The organism is Psychrobacter immobilis (genome assembly GCF_904846285.1).
GTDB classification, from domain to species: domain Bacteria; phylum Pseudomonadota; class Gammaproteobacteria; order Pseudomonadales; family Moraxellaceae; genus Psychrobacter; species Psychrobacter immobilis_D.
Genome location: NZ_CAJHAD010000020.1, coordinates 40,079 through 63,994, shown reverse-complemented (window position 1 = coordinate 63,994; position 23,916 = coordinate 40,079). Strand labels below are relative to the sequence as shown.

The window sequence follows — 23,916 nt, the reverse complement described above, 5'->3', positions numbered from 1 at the left end:
ACAGGCGATACTGGAGCCACAGGCGATACTGGAGCCACAGGTGATACTGGAGCCACAGGCGATACTGGAGCCACAGGTGATACTGGAGCCACAGGTGATACTGGAGCCACAGGTGATACTGGAGCCACAGGCGATACTGGAGCCACAGGTGATACGGGTGCAACAGGTGATACTGGAGCCACAGGTGATACTGGAGCCACAGGCGATACTGGAGCCACAGGCGATACAGGTGCAACAGGCGATACAGGTGCAACAGGCGATACAGGTGCAACAGGTCCTGGTGGCGGAGATACTGGTCCAGTTGAGCCCCCAGTACGGGAGCGCGGAGAGAAATCGACTAAGAGTGGTGCTCAGACCATCAACATTGGCGACACCTTTGTCACTAGCACTCGCGTCTTTGACGTTTATGACAACGGTAACAACCTAGATGCCAGAGCAGACACTGCATCACAAGGTGCTTTACCAATCGTTCCAATCTTTGTCTCAGGCGATGCTGATGTTGATCTTGCGAACGGTTACAAGAGCAACGTTGATGACTCAGCGATTATCCAAGGTAGTGAAGCGGTAGGTAATGCTAAAATTCCATTAACCTATACTTCGGTTTATAAAGACTTTGGTGGTGAGATGCGTGTTGGTCACATCAATGGTGTAGCAAGTACCGAAGCCATACTTGGCGCTGACTTAGCTGTAGATGGTGTTGCCGTCATTGGTAATGCAACAGCGAACATGCCAACCGAAGGTGTCTTTAACTACGCAGGTGATGCAACCAACCGTGCTAACGGTATTGGTAACAGCATTGAATACGGCACATCAGTATTTACCGCTGACTTCGTCAACAAAAACCTAAAAGGCACATTAAGCTTTGCAACCGCAGGTGACATTGGTCTAACTGCTGGCATCACAGGTAATCAGTTCTCAGGTGCAGCGGCAGACAATGCAGGCTACAACACTGAAGGTGGATTCTACGGAGACAATGGTCAGTATCTAGGCGGTGTATACGAAGGTAATGGTGCTCAAGGTACTTATGGTGCAACCAAAGGGAATGAGGTCATACCTGAGCCTGAAAAGCCCCCAGTACGCGAGCGCGGAGAGAAATCGACTAAGAGTGGTGCTCAGACCATCAACATTGGCGACACCTTTGTCACTAGCACTCGCGTCTTTGACGTTTATGACAACGGTAACAACCTAGATGCCAGAGCAGACACTGCATCACAAGGTGCTTTACCAATCGTTCCAATCTTTGTCTCAGGCAATGCTGATGTTGATCTTGCGAACGGTTACAAGAGCAACGTTGATGACTCAGCGATTATCCAAGGTAGTGAAGCCGTAAACAACGCTCAGATACCACTAACCTATACTTCAGTCTACAAAGACTTTGGTGGTGAGATGCGTGTTGGTCACATCAATGGTGTAGCAAGTACCGAAGCCATACTTGGTGCTGACTTACCTGTAGATGGTGTTGCCGTCATTGGTAATGCAACAGCAAACATGCCAACCGAAGGTGTCTTTAACTACGCAGGTGATGCAACCAACCGTGCTAACGGTATTGGTAACAGCATTGAATACGGCACATCAGTATTCACCGCTGACTTCGTCAACAAAAACCTAAAAGGCACATTAAGCTTTGCAACCGCAGGTGACATTGGTCTAACTGCTGGCATCACAGGTAATCAGTTCTCAGGTGCAGCGGCAGACAATGCAGGCTACAACACTGAAGGTGGATTCTACGGAGACAATGGTCAGTATCTAGGCGGTGTATACGAAGGTAATGGTGCTCAAGGTACTTATGGTGCAACCAAAGGGAATGAGGTTGATCAAACCCCGCCACCACCAGCTAACCCAGGAGCCGCTGCCAATGGAGATGCCACTGGTATCATGAGCAACACTTTAAGTAGTAAATCAGGTTTGGGTACTAGTAACGCTATCGGCTTCCGTCAATTTGTCACAGACAAAGAGACCTATACTACTACGACCGGTAGTGGTGAAGACATGGCACCTACTATGATTAAAGACAATGGTGTCGATAATATAACCTATAACACTATCGAAGCCCGTCTTGATATCGTTAAGCCTAATAAGTTTAATACTGCCAAACAAGACTTTACCCTGACTACCGTTAGAGCTAATGACGTTGCCGTTGCCGGCACTACTGGCTTTAAAAAGTCTGCAGCGACGAACGAAGTGTTATGGAAAAATGTGAACACCGGAGTTGCTATTTCTCCAACTGCTGATCTGACGCTACCGTATCAATCTGTGTACAAGAACTTTGAATCACAGATGCAGATCGGTCATGTCTATGGTGATCTAGATAAACGTACAGGTATTTCGTCCGGTATCAAGTCACGTTATGCCAACGTCTACGTGGTTGGTAACAGCACAGCGCAAGCGGACATGGATTACATGAAACAGTTGTCTCAATACAACATTGATAACGGTATCAATGATGGTATGGTCAAATACACTGGTGTCGCCACCTATGCAGACAACTTGCATCTAGCAGCCAATGGCAAACCGATGAACCTAGTGTTGAATGGTACTTCCGCGTTTGACGTTAACTTTGTCAATGACTCACTAACAGGTAACTTAGCCTTTGACGGTAATAAAAACATTGGTATCACTGCTAATATTAGTGGTAACACCTTTGCTGGAACCAATGCGGCGAATAAAGTTGCAACCGCTGGTGGATTCTATGGTGAAGATGCTAAATTCCTAGGTGGTATCTACCAAGAAGCACTAAACAGTCCAGGTAGTAATGTACCAGGAACGGGTACTGATCCAGGAACGGGTACCACCTTCCAAGGTACCTTTGGCGCTACAAAGCAATAAAGTAACATGACTCTATAAAGCAAAGAAAAAAGCGTCCTAGGGCGCTTTTTTTCTCGCTTAAATTATTAAAATCCCTTAGGATGATTAAGTTTGGAAAATTGTTTGGAAAATCAACGATCGTACTTAGGTAAGGATACCCATGAATAATCAATATATGCGCAAAACCCTCACCACTTCTATTTTGCTAGCAATGATGGCGGTTTCTCTACCTGCCATGGCAGCAGAAACAGAGCTTGGCTTAAATCAGCCCGCTAATGACCAAGCCACTGAATTACTTAAACGCGAAAATCAAACAGCGGTCTCAAATCCTACCGCACCTTCGACCGCTATTTCTGACACAGAAGCACAGAACGCTATTAGAAGCCGTCAACAATTGGCAGATGCGATTGCTTATAATTTAGAAACCTTAAAAGCCAATCCAGTCGCCTTTAGTAAGTTTTTAAATGATGCCTTAGCCGCGCAAGATATGGAGACTGTTAAGCAAATACTGCCACATTATAAAGCACTAGAAAATAATGACCCCATGCTTATCAATTTTGCTGATGCCTTGGTCTATCGTAGCGAAGCCAAAAATAAGCAAGCGATTGCTATCTACCGCAATATGCTAGCAACAGATCCAGACTTCCACCCTGTCCGTTTAAATATGGCTTTGGCGATGTTGGCTGATAAACAATATGCGGCAGCAAAGGAACAACTACGTAAACTACAAGCGGTTGACTTACCAGCCCCCGTAATGGCAGCGGTGAAAAGCTCATTATTGCATGTAGATAATGTAGAAGACTGGCGCTTTGATGCTTCTGCTAGCTACGTAAGAGACGATAATATCAACGATGCGCCTTCGAAGACGATTCAGTCAGGACTCGGTGATTCAGTAGAGCAAAAGTCAGCCAACGGTGTTCAGGTGTCAGGCAGCGCAAACAAACGCTTTAATTTACCTGATAACTTTTATGCGACCGTGGGTGGTAATGCCTCGTTAAAAGCCTTTTGGGACGAAACTGATTATAACGACTATCTATTTACTGCCTCCGCTGGGGTCGGTTATGATGATGCCAAAAATGATATCTCTCTCACGCCGTTTGTAACTAAACGGTATTATGATGAAGAGGCATATAGCTTACGAAAAGGCGTGACTGTTAGTGGCTCGCGCTGGATTAAACCGAAGCTTAAGCTATCTGCGACAGGCATCTTGTCTAAAGAGACTTTTGAAGATGATGATAATAAAAATCGTGAGACAGATGGTCAGTTCTTAGGCTTAAATGCTTTTTATATCAAAGACGCTAAAGAGTATTTTTATGGTGGGCTAGGTAACTATCAGAATGATGTGCCCAAATCGAGCATTATTAGTTATGATCGTAACTCAGTGAATGTCGGCTGGGGTCGTGAATGGAAACGCGGTATCTCGACCCTAGCATCGGTCGGTTATGCAGTAAAAGAATATGACAATCCAGCCGATACTTTTGAAGTTGGTAGTAATGGTCTAAATGCCTACTATAATGCTGTAGGCGGAGAAATAGGCTCAAGAAGAGAAGACAAAACTACCTCGCTAGGTCTGCAAGTATGGAAGCGCGATTTTACTGTACTTGGATTAACGCCAAGATTGGTATTTGATTATGAAACAACTTCTAGTAACTTTGCTTATTATGACGATCGTGATGAAAAATCAGCGACGGTATTATTAACCAAAACCTTTTAGTCAAATAGGTTTAATTAAATACATATACGACATACCAAATGCTGATACTAAAAAAACCTCGTCAATTAGCGAGGTTTTTTGGTAATAAAATAGTGAATAAATAGTGCTTATTTATCTAAGTTCATTTCCATCTCTTTAAACTTTGCAGATACTGAAGGTTTTGGACCGCCAGTCATGATACTTACTGCAAAGATAGCGATGGTACTTAAGATAAAGCCTGGAACAATCGCATATAACCAGCTGTTTAAGGCGACACCATTCATTTGGAAAGGACCATAAATCCATAAGATGACAGTCAATGCACCCACAACCATACCAGCAACAGCACCATTACGGTTCATACGACGCCATGTGAGACTGAAGATAACTAAGGGTCCAAATGCGGCACCAAATCCTGCCCAAGCGTTAGATACTAAGCTCAGTACCGAGCTTTCCGGGTTTGAAGCCAATAAGATGGCAATGACCGCGACCACGATAACTGAAAGTCGACCGACCATTACTTGGCGTGCTTCTGGCGCGTCTCTATCAAAGAACAACTTATAAACATCTTTAGTCAATGAGCTTGATACGACGAGTAGTTGTGAGGAAATCGTACTCATAATCGCGGCTAAAATAGCGGCTAATAAGAAACCTGAAACGAGAGGTGTGAACAGGAACTGTGTAAATACTAAGAAGATGGTTTCAGGATCCTCTAAGGTCATCGCTGTTTTTTGTACATAAGCACGACCCGCAAAACCAGTCATCAATGCACCAATTAAACTTACAATCATCCAACTCATACCGATGTTACGTGCCGTTGGTATATCTTTAACTGAGCGAATAGCCATAAAGCGCACGATAATATGCGGCTGACCAAAGTATCCCAAGCCCCAAGCCATCAATGAGACAATGCCAAGGACGGTCATGCCACTGGTGACATTAAGTAGATTCGGATCGATGTTTCTGACCGCCTCAGTCGTAGCTGAAATGCCGCCAAGATCAGTAAAGGCAACGACAGGTACGATAACCATCGCAAACAGCATGATGATACCCTGTACGAAATCCGTCATTGAGACGGCTAAGAAACCACCGAATAGCGTATAAGCGACGACCACACCAGCCGTAACCCACAAACCAGTGCTATAAGAAAGGTTAAGCGAGCTTTCGAAAAGTTTACCGCCACCGACTAAACTTGCTGCGGTATAGACAGTAAAGAATAAAATGATAACCACAGCAGAAATGACACGTAACATGTGTGATTTATCTTCAAAGCGGTTGGCGAAATAATCAGGTAAAGTGATGGCATTGTCAGCGACCTCGGTATAAACACGAAGACGCGGCGCTACGATGATATAATTTAAAAAGGCACCCAAGGTTAAACCAAGGGCAATCCATATACTGACCACACCATCAGCATACATGTAACCAGGTAGACCGAGTAATAACCAGCCTGACATGTCTGAGGCACCTGCTGATAGTGCCGTAACAGCGGGACCTAGATTACGACCGCCAAGCATATAGCCTTCAGTATCGTTTGATTGCTTAAAATAAGCATAAATTCCAATACCAATCATCACTAAGAAATAGGCGCCGAGTGATATCAGCACGCCACTAGAAACTCCGTTCATATAAACTGTCCTTAACCAACATAGTTGGCTGTCATTATTTTTAACGAGAAGAATTAAGTCTTACAAGACGTTGCTTAAAAACCATATCTCAAAATATCTCAAGATAAAAAATCTGAAGACGAAAAAAGCCATTAAGTAGGACATAATGGCTTTTATTCAAATGCTTCTATTAGTTTTATATGATTGATGCTGTTCTAGGGCTGATACTTATAAAGTCATGATGAAACACAAGCGGCAATACATAGTTCAATTTTATATTTTCATTGCTCGCATCTGCTCATCATCTATAAATATCAGTCGTTTATATAACCAATCATTTAAAACCATTCAACCTACTGGTTACTATCATATATTACTAGAAGTCTTCAATATATAATTATCAGTGTGGTTAAGGTAAATTAATGTTATCTAAACAACGTCAGCCATATTATAACGTATGAGTGGCACAAATGCGAACGCGCTAATTTATCGAATAAATATCTCTGTTGGCAAATAATTAAAATCGCTTGCTCAATGTTTAATCAATTGGAGCAAGCAAATCTAACAATGCGGTCACGCTGCTGGATTGCGTGAGTTTTGGGTTGATAACCACGCCCAAATAACGTTGCAATTCAATATTATCTGCCATATCAATACGTTCTAAATCTTGACTGACCATGGTTTGCGGTAGTACCGACCAGCCAAGTCCTACAGAAACCAACATCCGGATAGATTCTAATGGGTTGGTACTCATGGTGGCATAAGGTTTTAGATTATGCTTAGCAAATTCCGCTAAGGTAATCTGACTGGTAAAGGTATTGGCAGACGGCAAAATAGCAGGGTAGCGCGCTAATTGCTCAAGCGTCACATTAGACTTGGTTGCCAAAGGTGATAAAGTACCGGTCATAAAGTAGAGCGGATCTGACCATAAAGTATGATAGGTCAAACGCTTATCATAGACGGGCGGCAAGGTTAAAAATGCCAATGACAAATCGCCATCGAGTACCGCTTTATGAGCCGTTTCTGAATCGACAAAATGTACTTCTAGTTGTACCGCAGGATAGGCTTGGATAAAATGCTTGAGCACAGGGGCGAGGTGGTGCAAGCCGATATGGTGGCTGGTGCCGATAACGAGTTTACCGGATACGATATGCTTCGAATGCTGGAGGTTTATTTTAAAGTTTTCATAATCTTCAAGCCAACGTTTGGCGTGAGGTAACATCTCACTGGCGGCTTGAGTCGGTACAATACCGCGCCCGACTGTATCAAATAAGGTGATGTTAAATTCATCTTCTAAGTTTTTGATGCGTTTACTGACCGCAGGCTGAGTAATAAACAGTTTTTCTGCTGCACCTGAAATGCTGCCTGTTTGCATAACAGTGACAAATGTTGTCAAATTTGTGGTATTCACACCGATGTCCTTAGCTACGTAGCGAGCTATAAATAAAAGTTGGCTAGCCTAATCATAATGAATTAGAAATAAAAGTTTGTGACTATGCAAAAATCATCAATTATTATTATAGGATTAGCCTGCTATAATCACAAGACATCAAGACGTATTGTCACATATTTATTTTATTAATTTGGTAATCAGTAGCATTACCCTTGTTTTAAAAGTTCATTGCAACAATAAATATCTAAGTATGAGGCGAATGCATAACTGTATATATAGTCAGAATATAGATAATCAGCCGTTGATATAATCAAATATTGAACAAAATTTTTGCTTACACCGAGTAAGCAAGTGAAATATTAAGTCATTAGCAACTAAAAAGGATAGCAGTATGGCCGGTCAAACGTTATATGACAAACTTTGGAATGCTCACGAAGTCACCAAGCGTGATGATGGTTCGAGCCTGATTTATATCGACCGCCATTTGCTGCATGAAGTGACAAGCCCGCAAGCGTTTGAAGGCTTGGAGCTTGCCAATCGTGCGCCGTGGCGTCTGTCGGCTAATATCGCAAGCCCAGACCATAACGTCCCAACGGTCACTAAAGAGCGTTCAGAAGGCGTGGCTGGTATTAAAGATAAGGTATCGCGCCTGCAGGTATTAACCTTGGATGAAAACTGTGCCAAGTTTAATATCGCTGAATTTACCATTAATGATGCCCGTCAAGGTATTCTGCACGTGGTCGGTCCTGAACAAGGTTTGGTCTTGCCTGGTATGACAGTAGTTTGTGGTGATTCACATACGGCTACTCATGGCGCATTAGGCTGCTTGGCACACGGTATCGGTACCTCAGAAGTTGAGCATGTATTAGCAACTCAGTGTTTGATTCAAAAGAAATCAAAAAATATGCAAATTCGGGTCACCGGTAAACTTGGTGCTGGCGTGACATCAAAAGATGTGGTGCTTGCCATTATTGCCAAAATTGGCACCGCTGGCGGCACAGGACATGCGATTGAATTTGCTGGGCAAGTATTTGAAGACATGAGCATGGAAGGTCGGATGACGGTCTGTAATATGGCGATTGAAGCGGGTGCGCGCGTCGGTATGGTTGCCGTCGATGATACGACTATTGATTACGTCAAAGGTCGTCCTTATGCGCCGAGTGAAGAACAGTGGCAGCAAGCGGAAGCTTACTGGCGCACTTTTTATTCAGATGATGATGCCGTATTTGATACCGTGATTGAGATGGATGGTAGCGAGATCGCCCCGCAAGTATCTTGGGGTACTTCTCCTGAAATGGTCGTGGATATTACTCAGTCGGTGCCAACACCAGATCAAGCAGTTGATGAAGCGCAAGAAGAAGGCTGGTTACGCGCTTATACCTATATGGGTTTAGAAGCTGGGCAAAAAATTACCGATATTCAGCTTGATCGTATTTTTATTGGTTCGTGTACCAACTCACGTATCGAAGATTTACGTGATGCAGCAGCTGTGATTAAAGGTCGTAAAGTTGCCGATAATATTAAAGAAGCCATTGTCGTGGCCGGTTCTGGGCAAGTGAAATTGCAGGCAGAAGCAGAAGGCTTGGATACCTTATTTACTGAGGCAGGTTTCGAGTGGCGTGAGCCGGGTTGTTCTATGTGCCTTGCCATGAATGCTGATAAGCTTGAGCCACAAGAGCACTGTGCTTCAACGTCTAACCGTAATTTTGAAGGACGTCAAGGTAATGGTGGTCGTACGCATTTGGTCAGCCCAGCGATGGCTGCAGCTGCTGCATTAGCTGGTCACTTTGTCGATGTGCGCACGTTTTAATCTTTGACCTTATGCTTTATTTATCAATAATAAATATATTTGATAGGAAATCTTATGCAAGCTTATAACACTCAAACCGGTATCGTTTGTCCGCTCGATCGCGCAAACGTCGATACCGACCAAATTATCGCCAAACAGTTTTTGAAGTCTATTAAGCGTACCGGTTTTGGCGTCAATTTATTTGATGATTGGCGTTATCTCGATGAAGGTTATCCGGGTCAAGACAATAGCACTCGCGTTCTTAACCCAGATTTTATCTTGAATAAACCCCGTTATCAAGGCGCGACTATATTGCTGGCACGCAGAAACTTTGGTTGTGGTTCAAGCCGTGAGCATGCACCTTGGGCGCTTTCAGAATATGGCTTTCGTACTATTATTGCACCAAGCTTTGCTGATATTTTTTACAATAACTGCTTTAAGAATGGCATGCTGCCAATCGTCTTGGATGAAGCCATCGTTGATACCTTGATGAAAGCGACGCTTGCCAATGAAGACTATGAGTTGACAGCTGATCTTGAGCGCCAAGTGGTCATTACACCAACTGGTGAAGAGTACGCTTTTGAAGTCGATGAGTTTCGTAAGCATTGTTTGCTAAATGGTCTTGATGATATCGGGCTGACTTTGCAGCAAAGCGATGCTATTAAAGACTATGAGCATAAAATGATGCAAAAAACACCTTGGATATTTAATGATGTCAGAGCCTGATATTTAAAAAAAGCTTTTGACAATAAAGCCTTTTACAGCAAAGTTTTGAATCATAAAAATTTTCATAATAAGGTTGATAAAAAACCTCCAATAGAAAAATATTATTCAATATAAACTTATTCAATATATAAAAGCGCTCAGCGCTAATACAGCGTTGAGTTATGGCAATTAAGTGGCTAAAATGAATGGTAATCTATTTTTTATCTTATTGTATTTTTTACCTTATAAATAGTAGCCGCCATTATGAATAAAACACGTTTTGCTATATTGACAAGCACCGCTATTGCCGCAAGCTTATTATTATCTGGCTGTCAGGCATTGACGGGTTATCAACAAATAGAAACGGCGCAAAATGCCAAGGTCTGGACAGGAAAAATCACCCCTATCGCCGGTGAAGTAAATATTGCCTGCGTGGGGACTTATCACTGCGAAATTGCTCGCATTGATCAGACGCGCATTATAGGCAGTGATACTCATGAACCTATCAATCCTGCCATGTTGGTAGCGATGCAAAACGTGAATACAGACAGTAAAAGTCGCACGGTTAATAAGCATGGGACAGCGGCAATGAGTATGGACATGTCACCGCTCATTCATAAAAATGCGATTAAAATTGTCCCTTTGTCGGCGTCTGCTATGCCTGGGCTAACCAATTATTATGCGCGGGTAAAACCTGCAAAACGTGAAGTGCAAATAAATTTCTATCCAGAAAATAATTTGGGCTATGTCGAGCGGTTTGCGATGATTCATGACTTTGCTGAAGCAGGTACGTATCAGCTACGTGCTTATCAAAAAAAATCTAGCGCAAACTCAGGTAGTTTGCTTGATAGTGCTTCACCAGAGCCGTTATGTGTTGAGCTATATCAAGGCAATAATGTCCAACGCCGTTTTTGTAAAGAGGTCGGAACTGAGCATGAAGGAGAGTTTGTAGAAGCCCGTGTGGTTAAAGCTGAACCTTCTCAGTCGCCATCAAAGCCACCAGCAAAAAACAAAGTAAAAATGAAAGCTTGATAAATAGATTTCTAAAATATTGACAACTTAAAACTCATCTAGATGGATAGACCACGACTTCTTGTGCAGCTCATTGCTCAAGAAGTTGTTTTTTAACAGGCTATTACAAGCCTTTCTAGCAATAATATAACTAGCAATACCATAAACAACAACTTACTTCCCCATTTACCCACAAGGATTAGTATGGCAACGATTTTAACATTAGCAGGCGACGGCATCGGCCCTGAAATCATGACTCAAGCCATTGATGTGCTCGAAGCAGTTAATAATAAGTTTGATTTGGGATTAACTCTTGAGTCTGGATTAATCGGCGGTGTGGCGGTTGATGCAACGGGTGAACCACTACCCGACGAAACGTTACAGCGCGCGCGTGCAGCAGATGCAGTGTTATTAGGTGCGGTTGGTGGTCCTAAGTGGGATGCTATCGAGCGTAGCAAACGCCCTGAGCGAGGTCTGCTTAAAATCCGTAGTGAGCTTGGTTTGTTTGCCAATCTGCGTGTGGCAAAACTTTACCCGCAGCTTGTTAATGCTTCAAGCATCAAGCCTGAGATTATCTCAGGTTTAGATTTGCTAATCGTGCGTGAGCTAACAGGTGGTATTTATTTTGGTGAGCCGCGTGGTATTCGTACCCTAGAAAATGGTGAGCAGCAAGGCTATAATACCATGGTTTATAGCACCAGTGAGATTCAGCGTATCGGTAAAGTCGCTTTTGAATTGGCAAAAACGCGCGCGCAAGCAGCAGGTACGCCAGCCAAGATTTGTTCGATAGATAAAGCCAATGTTTTAGAAGTCACTGAGCTGTGGAAGCAGACCATGATTGAGATGCAGCAAGCGGATTATAGCGATGTGGCGTTATCGCACATGTATGCGGACAATGCTTGTATGCAGCTGATTAAAGACCCTAAGCAGTTTGATGTGATGGTCACCGGCAACATGTTTGGTGATATTTTATCTGATGAAGCAGCAATGTTGACTGGTTCTATTGGTATGCTACCCTCAGCAAGCCTAGATGAGGCGGGTAAAGGTATGTATGAGCCTTGCCATGGTTCAGCGCCTGATATCGCTGGTCAAGATAAAGCCAATCCATTGGCGACCATTTTATCTGTGGCGATGATGCTACGTTATACCTTTAAGAAAGAAGAAGCTGCGCAAGCGATTGAGCAAGCAGTCAGTGATGTGCTTGACGATGGTTTACGTACCATTGATATCCTAGATCGTAGCGAAACAGGCCTCAAACAAGTAGGTTGTCAAGAGATGGGGCAGGCAGTATTGGCAAAACTGCTCTAATTGATATCGACTTAACATGAGCTGCCTTATTAAATATTGACAATAGTAAACCTACCATTATATACCCATAAGTTGCCGAGCAATTTATGGGTTTTTATGTGCTCTTTATTATACATCTTGCTGTTATACAAAATTATTGTTAACGCTTTTCACTATAAAGCTGTATAAAGACCTTTGTTTTAACACAGACGCTGCATTGTAAGACGCTTATTAACACAATGCCGTTATAAGCCTACAAAAGCGTGTGGCAACATAGGTCACTTGTAATTGAGATGAATAACCTAGCTAATTAAAGATATATAGGTATTTATATTTATCTAAATATCGACCTGTAAAAGTAGTCATTTGAGTAAATAATGTTTTCGAAAATTATAAAAATTTAAGAGTAATAAAAATATCATTTAAAAATTAGGAGTGTTATATGTATCAATTAACGAAAATCAGTGCGGCAATAGCAGCGATTGGTTTATCAACAGTTTTGTTTATGAATCAAAGTATTGCTGCGACTGACAACGCAAATGTCGCCAATAAAACTACAGCTAGCAATACTAGTGATATAAGTCCAGTGACTAATGGTGTGAGTCAACAGGTTACCGGTAAAAGCAAGACAGCTGTATCTTTAAATAAGCTGTTACCTACTATTAAATATACGACAGAAAATCTGCCAGCAGTCGCGCAAAAGATAAATGCATCTACTTGGAAGGAAGGCGCTAAAATCGATCGTAATGTCGGTACTAAGCTACAAGCTTTGTTGAACTGGAACCAAAATGGTGTTGGTCCAGTAGATGGCTCTTGGGGCAAGAATTCTCGTAAAGCGATGCAAGCTTTTCAAATGTCAAATGGGTTGGCAGTGACTGATACGTTAAATACTGAGACCTGGCAAGCATTAACCAAAAACGATAAATTAATGCAGCAACCAGTGTTAGTGAGCTATCAGCTTACTGATGCAGATGTTAATATCAAAACTATAACCATTCCAGCAGGCGCAGAAGCCAAAGCCAAACTGGAAGGGATGTACTATGAAACGGTCATTGAAGGTTTGGCAGAAAAATTTCATATCAGTGAAAACTATCTTAAAGCACTTAATCCAAACGCTAAATTTGCGGTAGGCGAAACCATTACCGTTTATAATCCTGGTAATCCTAATACTAAACCAGTCAGTCGAGTCGTTGCTGATAAAGCTACTGAAACGTTATACGCTTATGATGATAAAAATAACTTAGTTGCCAGTTATCCGACCACGGTAGGCAGTACGGCAACGCCATCACCAACAGGGACGCATACGGTAGAAGTAAAGGTACACGAGCCTAATTATACTTATACAGCAGAAAATGGCAGCAAGTCTATTTTGCCACCAGGTCCTAATAATCCAGTAGGATTAGTATGGATAGGACTTAGTAAGCCATCATATGGCATTCATGGCTCACCTGACCCTGCTCGTATCAGCCGCCAAGCATCGGCAGGTTGTATACGTTTAACGAACTGGGATGCGCTTGCGCTGCTAGGTGTCATTCAAAATGGCGCAACCGTTGAGTTTAAATAATACGTACTTGTGTGTAAAGGGTTTAAGTTTTATACAACTAAACGTTTAGATTTTAAAATAGAAACAAAAAAATACCGCTAGAAGTAGCGGTATTTTTTATGGTAAAAGCAAAAAACAGTATTATTAAAATAAATATTATTAGACTAAAATATGATAGGCAATAATGAGTAGGTTAGCAGTATCATTATTATTATCAGTTAAACCACTCAAGCATTATAAGCATGCTTTTATAACCATTTTAGCCAATAAGAATTTAGTTTTTACCACGGTAAGTAATGCGACCTTTCGATAAGTCATAAGGCGTCATCTCGACCTTAACTTTATCGCCAGTCAAAATGCGAATATAGTGCTTACGCATCTTACCTGAGATGTGCGCAATGATTTCGTGTCCGTTTTCTAAACGAACTTTAAACAATGTATTTGGAAGGGTATCAATAACTTCGCCTTCAAATTCAATAATCTCGTCTTTTGCCATAATTTATATCATCAATCAATTTAAAATAAGCCCATATTATACGTAAGTTAGCAGGTTAAAGCAATACGGAACCTGATTTTTGCTTGACAGCTTGTAAGTGATATGTATGTTATCTTTTAATGAGGGGCTGTAGTAGATAAACACTATGCCCGCTTGGATTAAATTAGTCGGGTAGATTGAGCCAAACAGGCGTTAAAGGTGCATCTGGCAGTAACTGTTGAAAGTGCTTAGGGTAATAGGCGTTAATAAAGTAAAGCCCATCACCAGAAGCGGTAGGCGGCGCTATCGTGCGATCCTTTTTAGTCAAAATCTTCAAAAAGTCTGCTGGTTCTAACTCGTGCCTACCAATCGCATATAGCGTGCCCATCAAATTACGCACCATATGATGCAAAAATCCATCTGCTTGAATGTCAAAAACAATAAATTGACCGTGGGCAAAGAGCTTTGCATGACTGACAGAGCGGACGGGCTGATTAGATTGACAGGCAGCGGCACGGTAGCTACTAAAATCATGAGTACCAACAATATCGGCTGCCGCTACTTGCATCGCTGCTAAATCCAGCGGCTCATAAATGTGAGTCACTTGATGATTCAAAATAGCAGGGCGCTGGGCTTGATTGAGCGTGATATAACGATACCGACGAGCAATGGCACCAAAACGGGCATGGAAGTCGTCAGGCATCGGTTGTATCCAGCGTAGGGCGATATCATCAGGTAATAAGCTGTTGACGCCGCGAAGCCAGTTGTTAGTAGGACGATAGGCGCGCGTTGTAAAATGGGCAATCATATTGCTGGCATGCACGCTTGCATCGGTACGACCAGCCGCGATGACCTCTACTGCCTCATTAGCGACTTTACCAATAGCTGTCTCTAACGCTTCTTGTACGCCCAATACTTCTCGTTGCCGCTGCCAACCATGATAGTGCGTACCCAAAAACTCAATAGCGATTGCTAATGTGTAGAGTGGAGGAGCTTTAGCTTCGATGTTATTAATCTCGGGCATGTTAATCTCGGACATGGTTGGTATTGGACATTTTAGTATTGGTACTTATATTCCAGTATTGGCGCTTATAAAGTAAGTATATTCAACGCTAGTCTAACGTTTTTTGATAGTAGTGCCAGATTGATTAACATTGTTGAGCCAACGCTGACGGCGTCTTGTCGGACTATCATAACGCAGTAATAGCCATAACAGCCGTGCATAGATAGCAGGAATCGTTAAACGTCCGCCACTAATCACGTGATAATCGTATTGCCAACTTCCCGCCGCATAATTATCACTGACCCCGCCAAATGGCGACTGGCTAGCGCATACCGCCATGTGGCCATTTTCATAAGCTAGCTCTAATGACTTTGCTAGCGCTGGCGAATAAGGAACGTTGCCGGCGCCGAAACCCAATAAGATAATTCCACAAGGCGGCTGTGATATTAATGCCTGTAACTGATCGCTCATTACCTCAGTATCATTTGGTAAGCAATATAAAGCATGAATACGTGCGTGCTTAGCGCGAGCTTCAATATTGCTAACCAATTCTTGCTGATCATCTAGCCAATGTTGGCGGCGGGTATCTGGTAAGCTTTTGATATAACTATTGGCAGGATATGCCGCTCGAGAGTGACCGGTAAATGCCATTAAATCGTGGCTATGGATTTTTTGTACTGTTTGCGCAGGCCAAGACTCACCGCTGAAACTAATCTTTACGCCTGACTCACCAGCTGCTGCCAGTTTTAATGAGTCGGTAAGGTTGTCCCAAGCGTCGCTGTGAGTGTCAATCGCGTAGGAGTGTAATATCTCACTATCTAATAATGGGCGCATACTACCTGTAACGACCACGCAAATATCACTACCCGCAAAAGCCTCTGCTAAAAACGCCCCCAAATAACTCAAAGTATCCGTACCAGTAATAAGCACAAAACGCCTGTCGCCTTGTGCATAAGCCGCTAGCAAAAGCTGGTAAAAATGTACAAAGTCGTTAGCGGTAAGTTGGCTGCTATCTTTAATTAAAGCATTATCAAGCAATGAAACCTGAGGCAGATTATTAGCATTATCTGGCTCAGCCAGTAGTTGCTGTAAGGTCGGTAAAAAAATATCTGCGGATAACGGTGCCAAAGGTCGCCCGTAGCTACCAAAAGTACCACCAGCATAAATGAGTCGAATAGGATCTGAGAGTGTTTTTATCATAGCAGAGGGAGGCATAGTATAGGCGCATTAAAGAGAATTGTGAGAAGAAAACGAGGCTAAGTCTTAGAGCGTTCTAGCAAAAATAATGAGTAATGATAGGACGCTTAATAATAACTTAATAATAAATATTATAAAGGTTCAATGCAAAAAAAATCAGCAAGTATTCTTATAATAATAGAATACTTGCTGATAAGAGAAAGTGCTACTCTTTACGCAGTGCGATCTAATAATGTTTGCGCTTGGCTTTGTTGCTCGCTCGTACCTTGGCTTATAACTTCATTAAGTAAGCGTTTGGCACTATCATATTCACCCAGTTGCACATACTGACCGGCTAGGTCTAAAGTGACTTGATTGCTGTCTAACGTTTTGACAAAATCAAAGTCAGCGGCAAAGCGTGATGAGAAATCTTCTGCGCTTTCAATCTCATGCTCAGCAATAACTTCACTATCAACGTTGCTTTCAATTTCACTTGCAAGGTCAACTGGCGTCGTCGCTGTTGGAGCATCTGACAAAGAACCAAAGTCAAAATCATCATCGATTAAGGTGGTGTCATCGAACACTACAGTGGTTGGTGTTTCATGGATCGCTTCATTCGTCTCTTGCGCTTCATTGTCGTCAAAAATAAAATCTTCAAAATCGTCTGCGATAAAAACAGGGGTTTCACTTGAAGGCGTTGTCTCTGCTACAGCAAAGGTATCGATAGCATCACTGTTAGCATTAGGGTCAAGAGATAATGTAAAATCTTCTTGCTCTATTAGAGTGGCTTCTGTAGCGATTTCATTATTGACATTTTCATCAATAGTTTGAATTTCTAAATCCGCTAAATCTAAAACGAAATCTTCATTATCATCTAATATAATGTCGTTAGAATAATCATTAGATAGAGTTGTGATGGGCGCTTTTGAAGAAGTATCATGCGATTCTGCTAAGTCGAAATCAAAATCGGTTTCACTGGCACTTTCGCTACTATTTACCTCTTCATCAGTGATATCTAGCTCAGTAATAGGTGTCGTGCTAGTAACGGCCGGCTCGCTACTATCTTCTTGTAAGTCATCCAGACTGAGCTCAAAAGCTTGCTCAATATTATCGAAATCATTAGAAGTCTCTAAAGTAGTGTTAGAGCTATCTGCTAAGTCGCTGCTATAAGCAGAAGTCTGACTAGCATCTTTTTCAAAATCGACATCGACAGCTGAGTGTTGACTTTCAACTTTATTTGCCGGTATATCAAAATCAATACTTTCAAAGCCCACGTCTTGGTCATTATCAGCTGGCAAAGCGCGTATGGCTGCTTGATTTTGTTCTTCAGTCAACAAGGCTTTTAATTCATCAGCTTGAGCAATACTTTTTGCGTCAGCATGAGCTTTAATAGAATCATAGACTTTATTAAAGTTATCAGATTGATCTATCGTGGCATATACGGCAAGCAGCTTAAGGGATAATTGGCTATCATTAGGAATTTCAGTGAGACCGCGATTGAGTGTTTCAATGGCTTTATCGTAACGCTGTTGATCCATGAAGCGTTGAGCAATCTCAATGTGGTTAAATTTTTTGTCAGTAGTGGTTTCTGCTAAAGTAGAGGCTTCTTTAAGCGTGCTTTTCTCAGCATTTATAAGTGGCTGTTCTGATGGTTTTTTCGCTTTGTTTTTACGTATCAATAATACCGCTATTAGTAGAATAAATACCAATCCGGCAATAATATATAGCATGTTGTCCATAGTTACTCCTGCGCCCGTGACCATTTTTGCAGTAAAGTATACTGATCAGTTAGGCAATTATTGATTGCGTAGTTTTTTGAGACGAGCTTGTAGCTCCGCCAGTTTTTGGTTTTGTAATTGCAATTTTTTAGTGTAGCTGTTAAGCGTGCTGTTGGTTTTCGACAAACGCTGTGCTTGGTCGGCGGTACTTTGTCGAGATGACTTCAGGATATCTAAAACATCTGTGCTAAGCCCATTACCCGTAGCCATACCTGCCTTAGTTCTAGTACCATCTGCGCTACCGTCATGACCAGGAGCAAGAACAGAAAACTGAGCAGTTGGTAGTTTTTGCGTTTTCTTTATGGCTGGTTTCTCGGTGCGTTTTACCGCTTGAGCTTTCTCGGTTTTTGTTTTAGGGGCAGCTTTCGATGCAGCAGGTTTTTTAACTATTGATGTATTTGCTTTTCTATTATACTTTCTTTGCTCACTGATAGCGGCCTGTAGCTTTTTTTGTGATGGCACGACATCATATTTGGGTAGACTTAACTGAGCATCGGCTTTTAGCTGATCGGCATTTTTATTAATAAATGCATTGGGGTTTTGTGTTTGAATCTCATTCATCACGATTTGTACATCAAGGTTATTCTTATCTGCGATTTGCTGAGCAATAATCCATAAATTATCATTACGCTGTACTGTGTAATTGAAGTCTGAGCCACTGCTGTTATTGTCAAGATTCATAACTCTTTTATCATTGGAACCTAGCGTAGATAGATTGCTAGATGATACGGTTTGCTCGGAGGTGATTTGGTTCGATGAGGTATTGCTATAGGTAGCGGCTTCATTGGAAGCGTTTTTAGTAGTCGATGTTAACAAAGGATTGGCTGCTATTGTTGCCATAGGTGTAGCAGCGATCATATTAGTGTTGCTTGCCTTGTTAGGCTGTATCTGACGGGTAATATTAATATTTAATGTATCGAATTTCGGACTCATAAAACTAGTAGAAGATCCATTGTTACCTAGACTCCCTGTTGCATCGTTATTTAAGAGATTATTGTCTAAGCGATTAGGAGAATATACCATCGTATTACTTTGCGTGGCGGGTGTAATGACCACTGTAGGTGCTAATAACAACGGTGGAGGCGTGCCCTTTTTAACGATTAATGGTTGCGCATTAGTCGTAGAAATCACAGGTAAGTTAGGTTTTTTTGCTGCAGTAACGGTATCTTGAGGTGTAACTGGTAAGCTGTCTTTCAGAGGCATCAATAACGTCTTAGGAATAACATTACGCTGAGTACCATCATTAATCGCTAAAACAACATCTGCAAAAGGCTGAGAAATAGGTTTGGTGGTCGTGATAAAAACTTGTCCGCTAGTGGCTGACGTCGGTTGGAAACGAACTGTCATTGAGTCAGTTGGTGTCAAGCCCATTTGCTGATAAATGCTAGAGTTCGCCAAACTTGCTGAAAAATCAGTGCTCTTAATGTCAGTGACTATTATACTAGCGGCTAGTGGTTCGTGCTGCGCCGAAGTAATGACTGTCTTACCAATGGTAGCTGCTTGTGCATTAGACATAAGAGCTGCATAGCCGACTGAATAAAGCAGCGCCATTGATACTGATCGATGTACCATAGTCAGGCGATGAGATAAGTGACAAGACATGTGCAGCCCTTTAAAATGAGAGTTATCTGTGGTGTTATAACAAAATAGCGTTTAGTTTACCAGTTTATTTCACTGCTGTTGTCAACAATACATGAATTGTTTGCTTAATGTTTACGCTGGCAAATTTAATTTTTTATCAAGCAGCATCGCATCACCATAACTGAAAAAGCGATACTGGGTATTAATAGCATGTTGATATGCTTGTTCGATGGCTGCTTTACCTACAAAGGCTGAGACTAACATTAGCAACGTAGACTTTGGTAGATGAAAATTAGTGAGCAATTTATCTATCACGCCAAACTTAAACCCAGGGTAAATAAAAATATCAGTATCACCCGCCCAACTAGAAAGTGCTTGTCCATTGACCACCGTTTTTTGATACGCAGTTTCAAGTACTCGAGTGACCGTCGTTCCAATCGCAATCACTTGCTTACCATTAGCGTGCGTTTGGTTAATGAGATCAGCGGTGGCTTGGGGCAGGTGAGCATATTCGCTATGCATGGTATGATTGAGCAAGTTGTCTGTTTTTACAGGGGCAAAGGTACCAGCACCAACATGCAAGGTAACAAAAGCAGTGTTAATACCTTTTGTGGCAAGCTTATCTAATACGAGCTCATCAAAATGTAAGCTGGCTGTCGGCGCTGCGACGCTGGCAAGTTTGGCTGGATCATGAAAAACCGTCTGATAACGGGTATTGTCAGTCGCATCGGCGTGGCGCTCAAAGTAGGGCGGAATAGGCAGCTCACCATAATGTTCTAAGTCAGGCAGGATAGGCGCCTCAAAAGCCAAAATAAATAAATTTTCTTGGCGACCAATCATCACAGCGTGCATCTGACCATCAGCAATCTGCAACTGTTGCCCAAGTTTGGGTGCTTTACTGGCTTTAACATGACAAAGGGCTATGTGCTCTTGGTTGACGATTTCGCCATTTGTCGTTTGTAAATGCAGAGCTGCCCTATCTAAGTTTGAGAAATCAACCAAACGCTCAATAAGTACTTCAATTTTACCGCCAGTATCTTTTTGCCCAAACAAGCGCGCTTTCATAACTTTAGTATCATTAAAGACGATTAAATCGCCTGCATTTAGTAAGTCAGGTAGCTCAGAAAATTGTTTGTCTAAAATCTGACTGTCATTATTTTTTTGCGTATTTTTAGCTAAATATAGCAACTTTGATGCCGAACGCTGTGCCAATGGATAACGAGCGATTAAGCTGTCTGGTAGCTCATAATCGTAATCATCAACGCTAAGATACTCTAAAACGTCATCGTTCTTATTAATATCGTTATTTAGGCTTTTATCAGCGCTGTTATTAATCGTATTACCAAGATTAAAATCTCGGTTTATAGGTTGAGAGTCAGTCATAGTCGGTATTTTAATAGATAGGAATTTTGATGTAATTGTAGCAGAAATGCGGATATGAAAGAACGGTTTCCTAAGCGCTTACCATTCATAAATAAAGACAAATAATCAAAATAGCCTAAGTATAATATTTGGAATCTGGAAAAGTCGTGGCTTCGCTTAGAAAGGTTGAACGACTTTATTCAAATAAATTGAGCTGAGGCAAAATTTGAGTAGCGGGCGTTAACGAAGAGAAAGTCACACCGACTAGCCTGATAGGCAATAGTCGCGGAATATCTAAAAACAGCTTATCAAGCCAGTAGTGGGCAGATTCGGCACTATCAAAAGCAGTAGATAAGGTATGTGAGCGCGTGACTTGGGTAAAATCGGCGTATTTGATTTTAAGGGTAATGGTATAGGCGATGAGCTGTTTTTTATGCAAATGCTTAAAAGCATCGGCGTTTTGTTCATAGATTTGTATGCGTAGCTCATCATCGCGGCTTAAATTGTCTCTAAAAGTGGTCTCGGAACCAACCGACTTATGAATACGCTGCGATTTAACGGGGCGTTCGTCACGGCCATGAGCAATGTCATGATAAAACTGTCCACGCTTACCAAATTCATTGACTAACAGGGCAGCAGGCGTGCGCCTCAGGTCAGCACCGTTACTGATACCCATCGCATGTAAGCGCCTAGCAGTTGCCTTGCCAATCCCATGAAAACGCTCAATGGGTAATGAGCTAATAAAAGCATCGGCATCTGCTGGCGTGATAACCGCCGTGCCATTGGGTTTATTGATATCAGAGGCAATCTTGGCGAGCATTTTATTAAAGGACACGCCCGCAGAGGCATTGAGTCCTGTCTGCACCAAAATTTGCGCTCTTAGCCAATTTGCCATTAGCGTGGCTGAGCCATGATGCGCGCTTAGTGCGGTCACATCAAGATAGGCTTCGTCTAACGACAAAGGCTCAACAAGCGGGGTTAAACTGTGCATAATGCGGCGTATATCTTGACTGACCGCGCGGTAAACGTCAAAGCGTGGTCTGACAAATATGACGCCGGGGCAACGTTTGCGTGCTTCATAACACGACATAGCGGAGCGTACACCAAATTTACGTACTTCATAACTGGCCGCCGCAACCACCCCGCGACCATTTGGGTCGCCACCGACGACTAACGGCTTACCGCTCAGCTCAGGAAAGTCGCGCTGTTCTACGCTGGCATAAAAGGCATCCATGTCTATATGAATAATTTTACGAAGGCTAGGTTTAGTAGGAGCAGTCATAGCCACTATTTTACCTGATTTTATACCTTGTTTTTAATGCTTTGATTCCAAACCTTTAATTTTATCATCTGTCGTTTTAGTGTCTTTCAGTATGTTTAAAATGGTTTATGATGGTAATGCAATCTCATTAAACAGAAAACAAGCAATGTAAACTAAGATACTAAAGACGCTTAATAATATATTAATTGATTCTGCTAAGTGTTTATTACCATTCATCAGCGTATCCCTACCATCTATCAGGGATAATACTATTATATGTTACAGTTTTGCTGCTATTGTTTTACAATACTGTATCTAATGAAGTCAATATCGGTTAAATAAATGGGTAATATTTTTTTGCCTTTATTTATCAGCAGAAAAAATATTTTTATAGCTCATATCATGCTCAGGGAGCGAGCAAGGATAAAAGCCAGTTAGTTTAGTGATGGTGCAGTATAGCTAAGGAGCTTGACATGAATGGTGAGATAACAGGAAGCGATCTGACGCGTGCGCTACTTGAGCGTGGTGATAAACAAGTCTGGTGTGCGGTAGATGATGAAAGTGATGAGCAGGCAATGATGGATCATTGTGGTAACGATTTTACCGCTTATATCGTATCCTTTAAAAACGGCTGCTTTTATTGTAGTTGCGGCACACCTTGGCTATTTGCGGTACCTATTAAAATAAGTGCAGTTACGCAGCATGAGATGAAAATTTGAGTAACATCTTACGCGAGCACTCATTTATAAAAAATGGCCTCCTAATATAGAGGCTATTTTTTTTGTCAATATTAAGCGCTTAGTGCATTAGGTTGCATCGGGTTGAGCCATAGGGTCAGCATCTGTAAAGGCTTTAAGTGTGCGGCAATGTGCATCAATTTGGGCGATATTGGGATAAATACTTAAATCTACTTTAAAGCGCCTTGCCGATGAGATTTGCGGAATCAAATAGCAATCTGCAAAAGTAGGGCTGTCGCCATAGCAAAATTTCCCACGGCTGTTATCTTGTGCCAAGCGTTTTTCTAACGCCGAAAAACCCTCATTTATCCAGCGATTACACCATTTTATAACTTCATCTTCGTCTATCGACAGCTCATTACGCAGATATTGTAAAATACGACGATTATTAATGGGATGAATATCACAGCCAATCATGGCACTTAGCGCGCGTACCTTCATACGACCAGCGGCGTCTTTAGGCAATAGCGGCGTCTCAGGATAAACCTCTTCCAACCACTCTAAGATAGCGGGGCTCTGAAATAGCAGCAAATCATCTGCTTTTAATACAGGCACCAACCCTTGTGGATTAATAGCTTTAAATGCTGACTCAAGCTGTTGGTCTTCTGCCAAGTTAACAGTGATATACTCATACGCCAAACCTTTAAGGTTTAACGCGATACGAGTGCGATGTGATGTTCCGCTGCGAAAGTAACTATATAGCTTCATCA

At 42.0% G+C, this 23,916-nt stretch carries 18 protein-coding genes; 8 read left to right on the top strand and 10 right to left on the bottom strand.

The window, feature by feature from the left end; all coding sequences use genetic code 11:
* A partial coding sequence (locus JMX13_RS11120) for a transferrin-binding protein-like solute binding protein (RefSeq protein WP_201612553.1) occupies positions 1-2,826 on the top strand: 2,826 nt, incomplete at its 5' end.
* Between the two features lie 139 nt (positions 2,827-2,965).
* Positions 2,966-4,519 carry a porin family protein gene (locus tag JMX13_RS11115; protein WP_201612552.1) on the top strand — a complete coding sequence of 518 codons (1,554 nt, stop codon included), beginning with the start codon at positions 2,966-2,968 and terminating at the stop codon, positions 4,517-4,519.
* Between the two features lie 107 nt (positions 4,520-4,626).
* On the opposite strand, the gene putP is transcribed toward JMX13_RS11115, so the two are convergent.
* Positions 4,627-6,126 carry a sodium/proline symporter PutP gene (putP, locus tag JMX13_RS11110; RefSeq protein WP_201612551.1) on the bottom strand — a complete coding sequence of 500 codons (1,500 nt, stop codon included), beginning with the start codon at positions 6,124-6,126 and terminating at the stop codon, positions 4,627-4,629.
* 517 nt (positions 6,127-6,643) lie between these two features.
* Positions 6,644-7,516 carry a LysR family transcriptional regulator gene (locus tag JMX13_RS11105; RefSeq protein ID WP_201612550.1) on the bottom strand — a complete coding sequence of 291 codons (873 nt, stop codon included), beginning with the start codon at positions 7,514-7,516 and terminating at the stop codon, positions 6,644-6,646.
* Between the two features lie 373 nt (positions 7,517-7,889).
* Between JMX13_RS11105 and leuC the strand changes: the two genes are divergently transcribed.
* From leuC to JMX13_RS11080, 5 genes are all read left to right on the top strand, one after another.
* Complete coding sequence (gene leuC / locus JMX13_RS11100) at positions 7,890-9,308, top strand: 3-isopropylmalate dehydratase large subunit (protein ID WP_201612549.1); 1,419 nt, start codon at positions 7,890-7,892, stop codon at positions 9,306-9,308.
* Between the two features lie 54 nt (positions 9,309-9,362).
* Entirely contained in the window at positions 9,363-10,013 is a 651-nt protein-coding gene (gene leuD / locus JMX13_RS11095) for a 3-isopropylmalate dehydratase small subunit (protein ID WP_201612548.1), read from the top strand.
* A 243-nt stretch (positions 10,014-10,256) separates the two neighbouring features.
* Positions 10,257-11,024, top strand: a complete 768-nt coding sequence (locus tag JMX13_RS11090) for a hypothetical protein (RefSeq protein ID WP_201612547.1) — start codon at positions 10,257-10,259, stop codon at positions 11,022-11,024.
* A gap of 183 nt (positions 11,025-11,207) precedes the next feature.
* Positions 11,208-12,311, top strand: a complete 1,104-nt coding sequence (gene leuB / locus JMX13_RS11085) for a 3-isopropylmalate dehydrogenase (protein WP_201612546.1) — start codon at positions 11,208-11,210, stop codon at positions 12,309-12,311.
* 421 nt (positions 12,312-12,732) lie between these two features.
* Positions 12,733-13,854, top strand: coding sequence for a L,D-transpeptidase family protein (locus JMX13_RS11080; protein WP_201612545.1), 1,122 nt, complete (start codon positions 12,733-12,735; stop codon positions 13,852-13,854).
* A 253-nt stretch (positions 13,855-14,107) separates the two neighbouring features.
* Here the strand turns inward: JMX13_RS11080 and infA are convergent, their stop codons facing one another.
* The 7 genes from infA to dinB all read right to left on the bottom strand — a co-directional run bounded on the left by infA (position 14,108) and on the right by dinB (position 22,490).
* Positions 14,108-14,329, bottom strand: coding sequence for a translation initiation factor IF-1 (gene infA, locus JMX13_RS11075; RefSeq protein WP_010199824.1), 222 nt, complete (start codon positions 14,327-14,329; stop codon positions 14,108-14,110).
* Positions 14,330-14,492: 163 nt separating this feature from the next.
* A complete protein-coding gene (truA, locus tag JMX13_RS11070) occupies positions 14,493-15,347 on the bottom strand; it encodes a tRNA pseudouridine(38-40) synthase TruA (RefSeq protein ID WP_227686297.1) in 855 nt (284 codons plus the stop codon).
* Positions 15,348-15,425: 78 nt separating this feature from the next.
* Positions 15,426-16,526 carry an asparaginase gene (locus JMX13_RS11065; protein ID WP_265088411.1) on the bottom strand — a complete coding sequence of 367 codons (1,101 nt, stop codon included), beginning with the start codon at positions 16,524-16,526 and terminating at the stop codon, positions 15,426-15,428.
* Between the two features lie 194 nt (positions 16,527-16,720).
* A complete protein-coding gene (locus JMX13_RS11060; protein WP_201612544.1) occupies positions 16,721-18,226 on the bottom strand; it encodes a FimV/HubP family polar landmark protein in 1,506 nt (501 codons plus the stop codon).
* Positions 18,227-18,283: 57 nt separating this feature from the next.
* A complete protein-coding gene (locus JMX13_RS11055) occupies positions 18,284-19,780 on the bottom strand; it encodes a FimV family protein (RefSeq protein WP_227686296.1) in 1,497 nt (498 codons plus the stop codon).
* 198 nt (positions 19,781-19,978) lie between these two features.
* Complete coding sequence (queA, locus tag JMX13_RS11050) at positions 19,979-21,229, bottom strand: tRNA preQ1(34) S-adenosylmethionine ribosyltransferase-isomerase QueA (RefSeq protein ID WP_201612542.1); 1,251 nt, start codon at positions 21,227-21,229, stop codon at positions 19,979-19,981.
* A gap of 175 nt (positions 21,230-21,404) precedes the next feature.
* Positions 21,405-22,490 carry a DNA polymerase IV gene (gene dinB / locus JMX13_RS11045; protein WP_201612541.1) on the bottom strand — a complete coding sequence of 362 codons (1,086 nt, stop codon included), beginning with the start codon at positions 22,488-22,490 and terminating at the stop codon, positions 21,405-21,407.
* A 452-nt stretch (positions 22,491-22,942) separates the two neighbouring features.
* Between dinB and JMX13_RS11040 the strand changes: the two genes are divergently transcribed.
* Positions 22,943-23,188, top strand: coding sequence for a hypothetical protein (locus JMX13_RS11040; protein WP_201612540.1), 246 nt, complete (start codon positions 22,943-22,945; stop codon positions 23,186-23,188).
* A gap of 87 nt (positions 23,189-23,275) precedes the next feature.
* Here the strand turns inward: JMX13_RS11040 and maiA are convergent, their stop codons facing one another.
* The gene (gene maiA, locus JMX13_RS11035; protein WP_201612558.1) at positions 23,276-23,914 is read right to left on the bottom strand and encodes a maleylacetoacetate isomerase; all 639 of its coding nucleotides are present in this window, start codon (positions 23,912-23,914) and stop codon (positions 23,276-23,278) included.
* Positions 23,915-23,916: the final 2 nt, after the last annotated feature.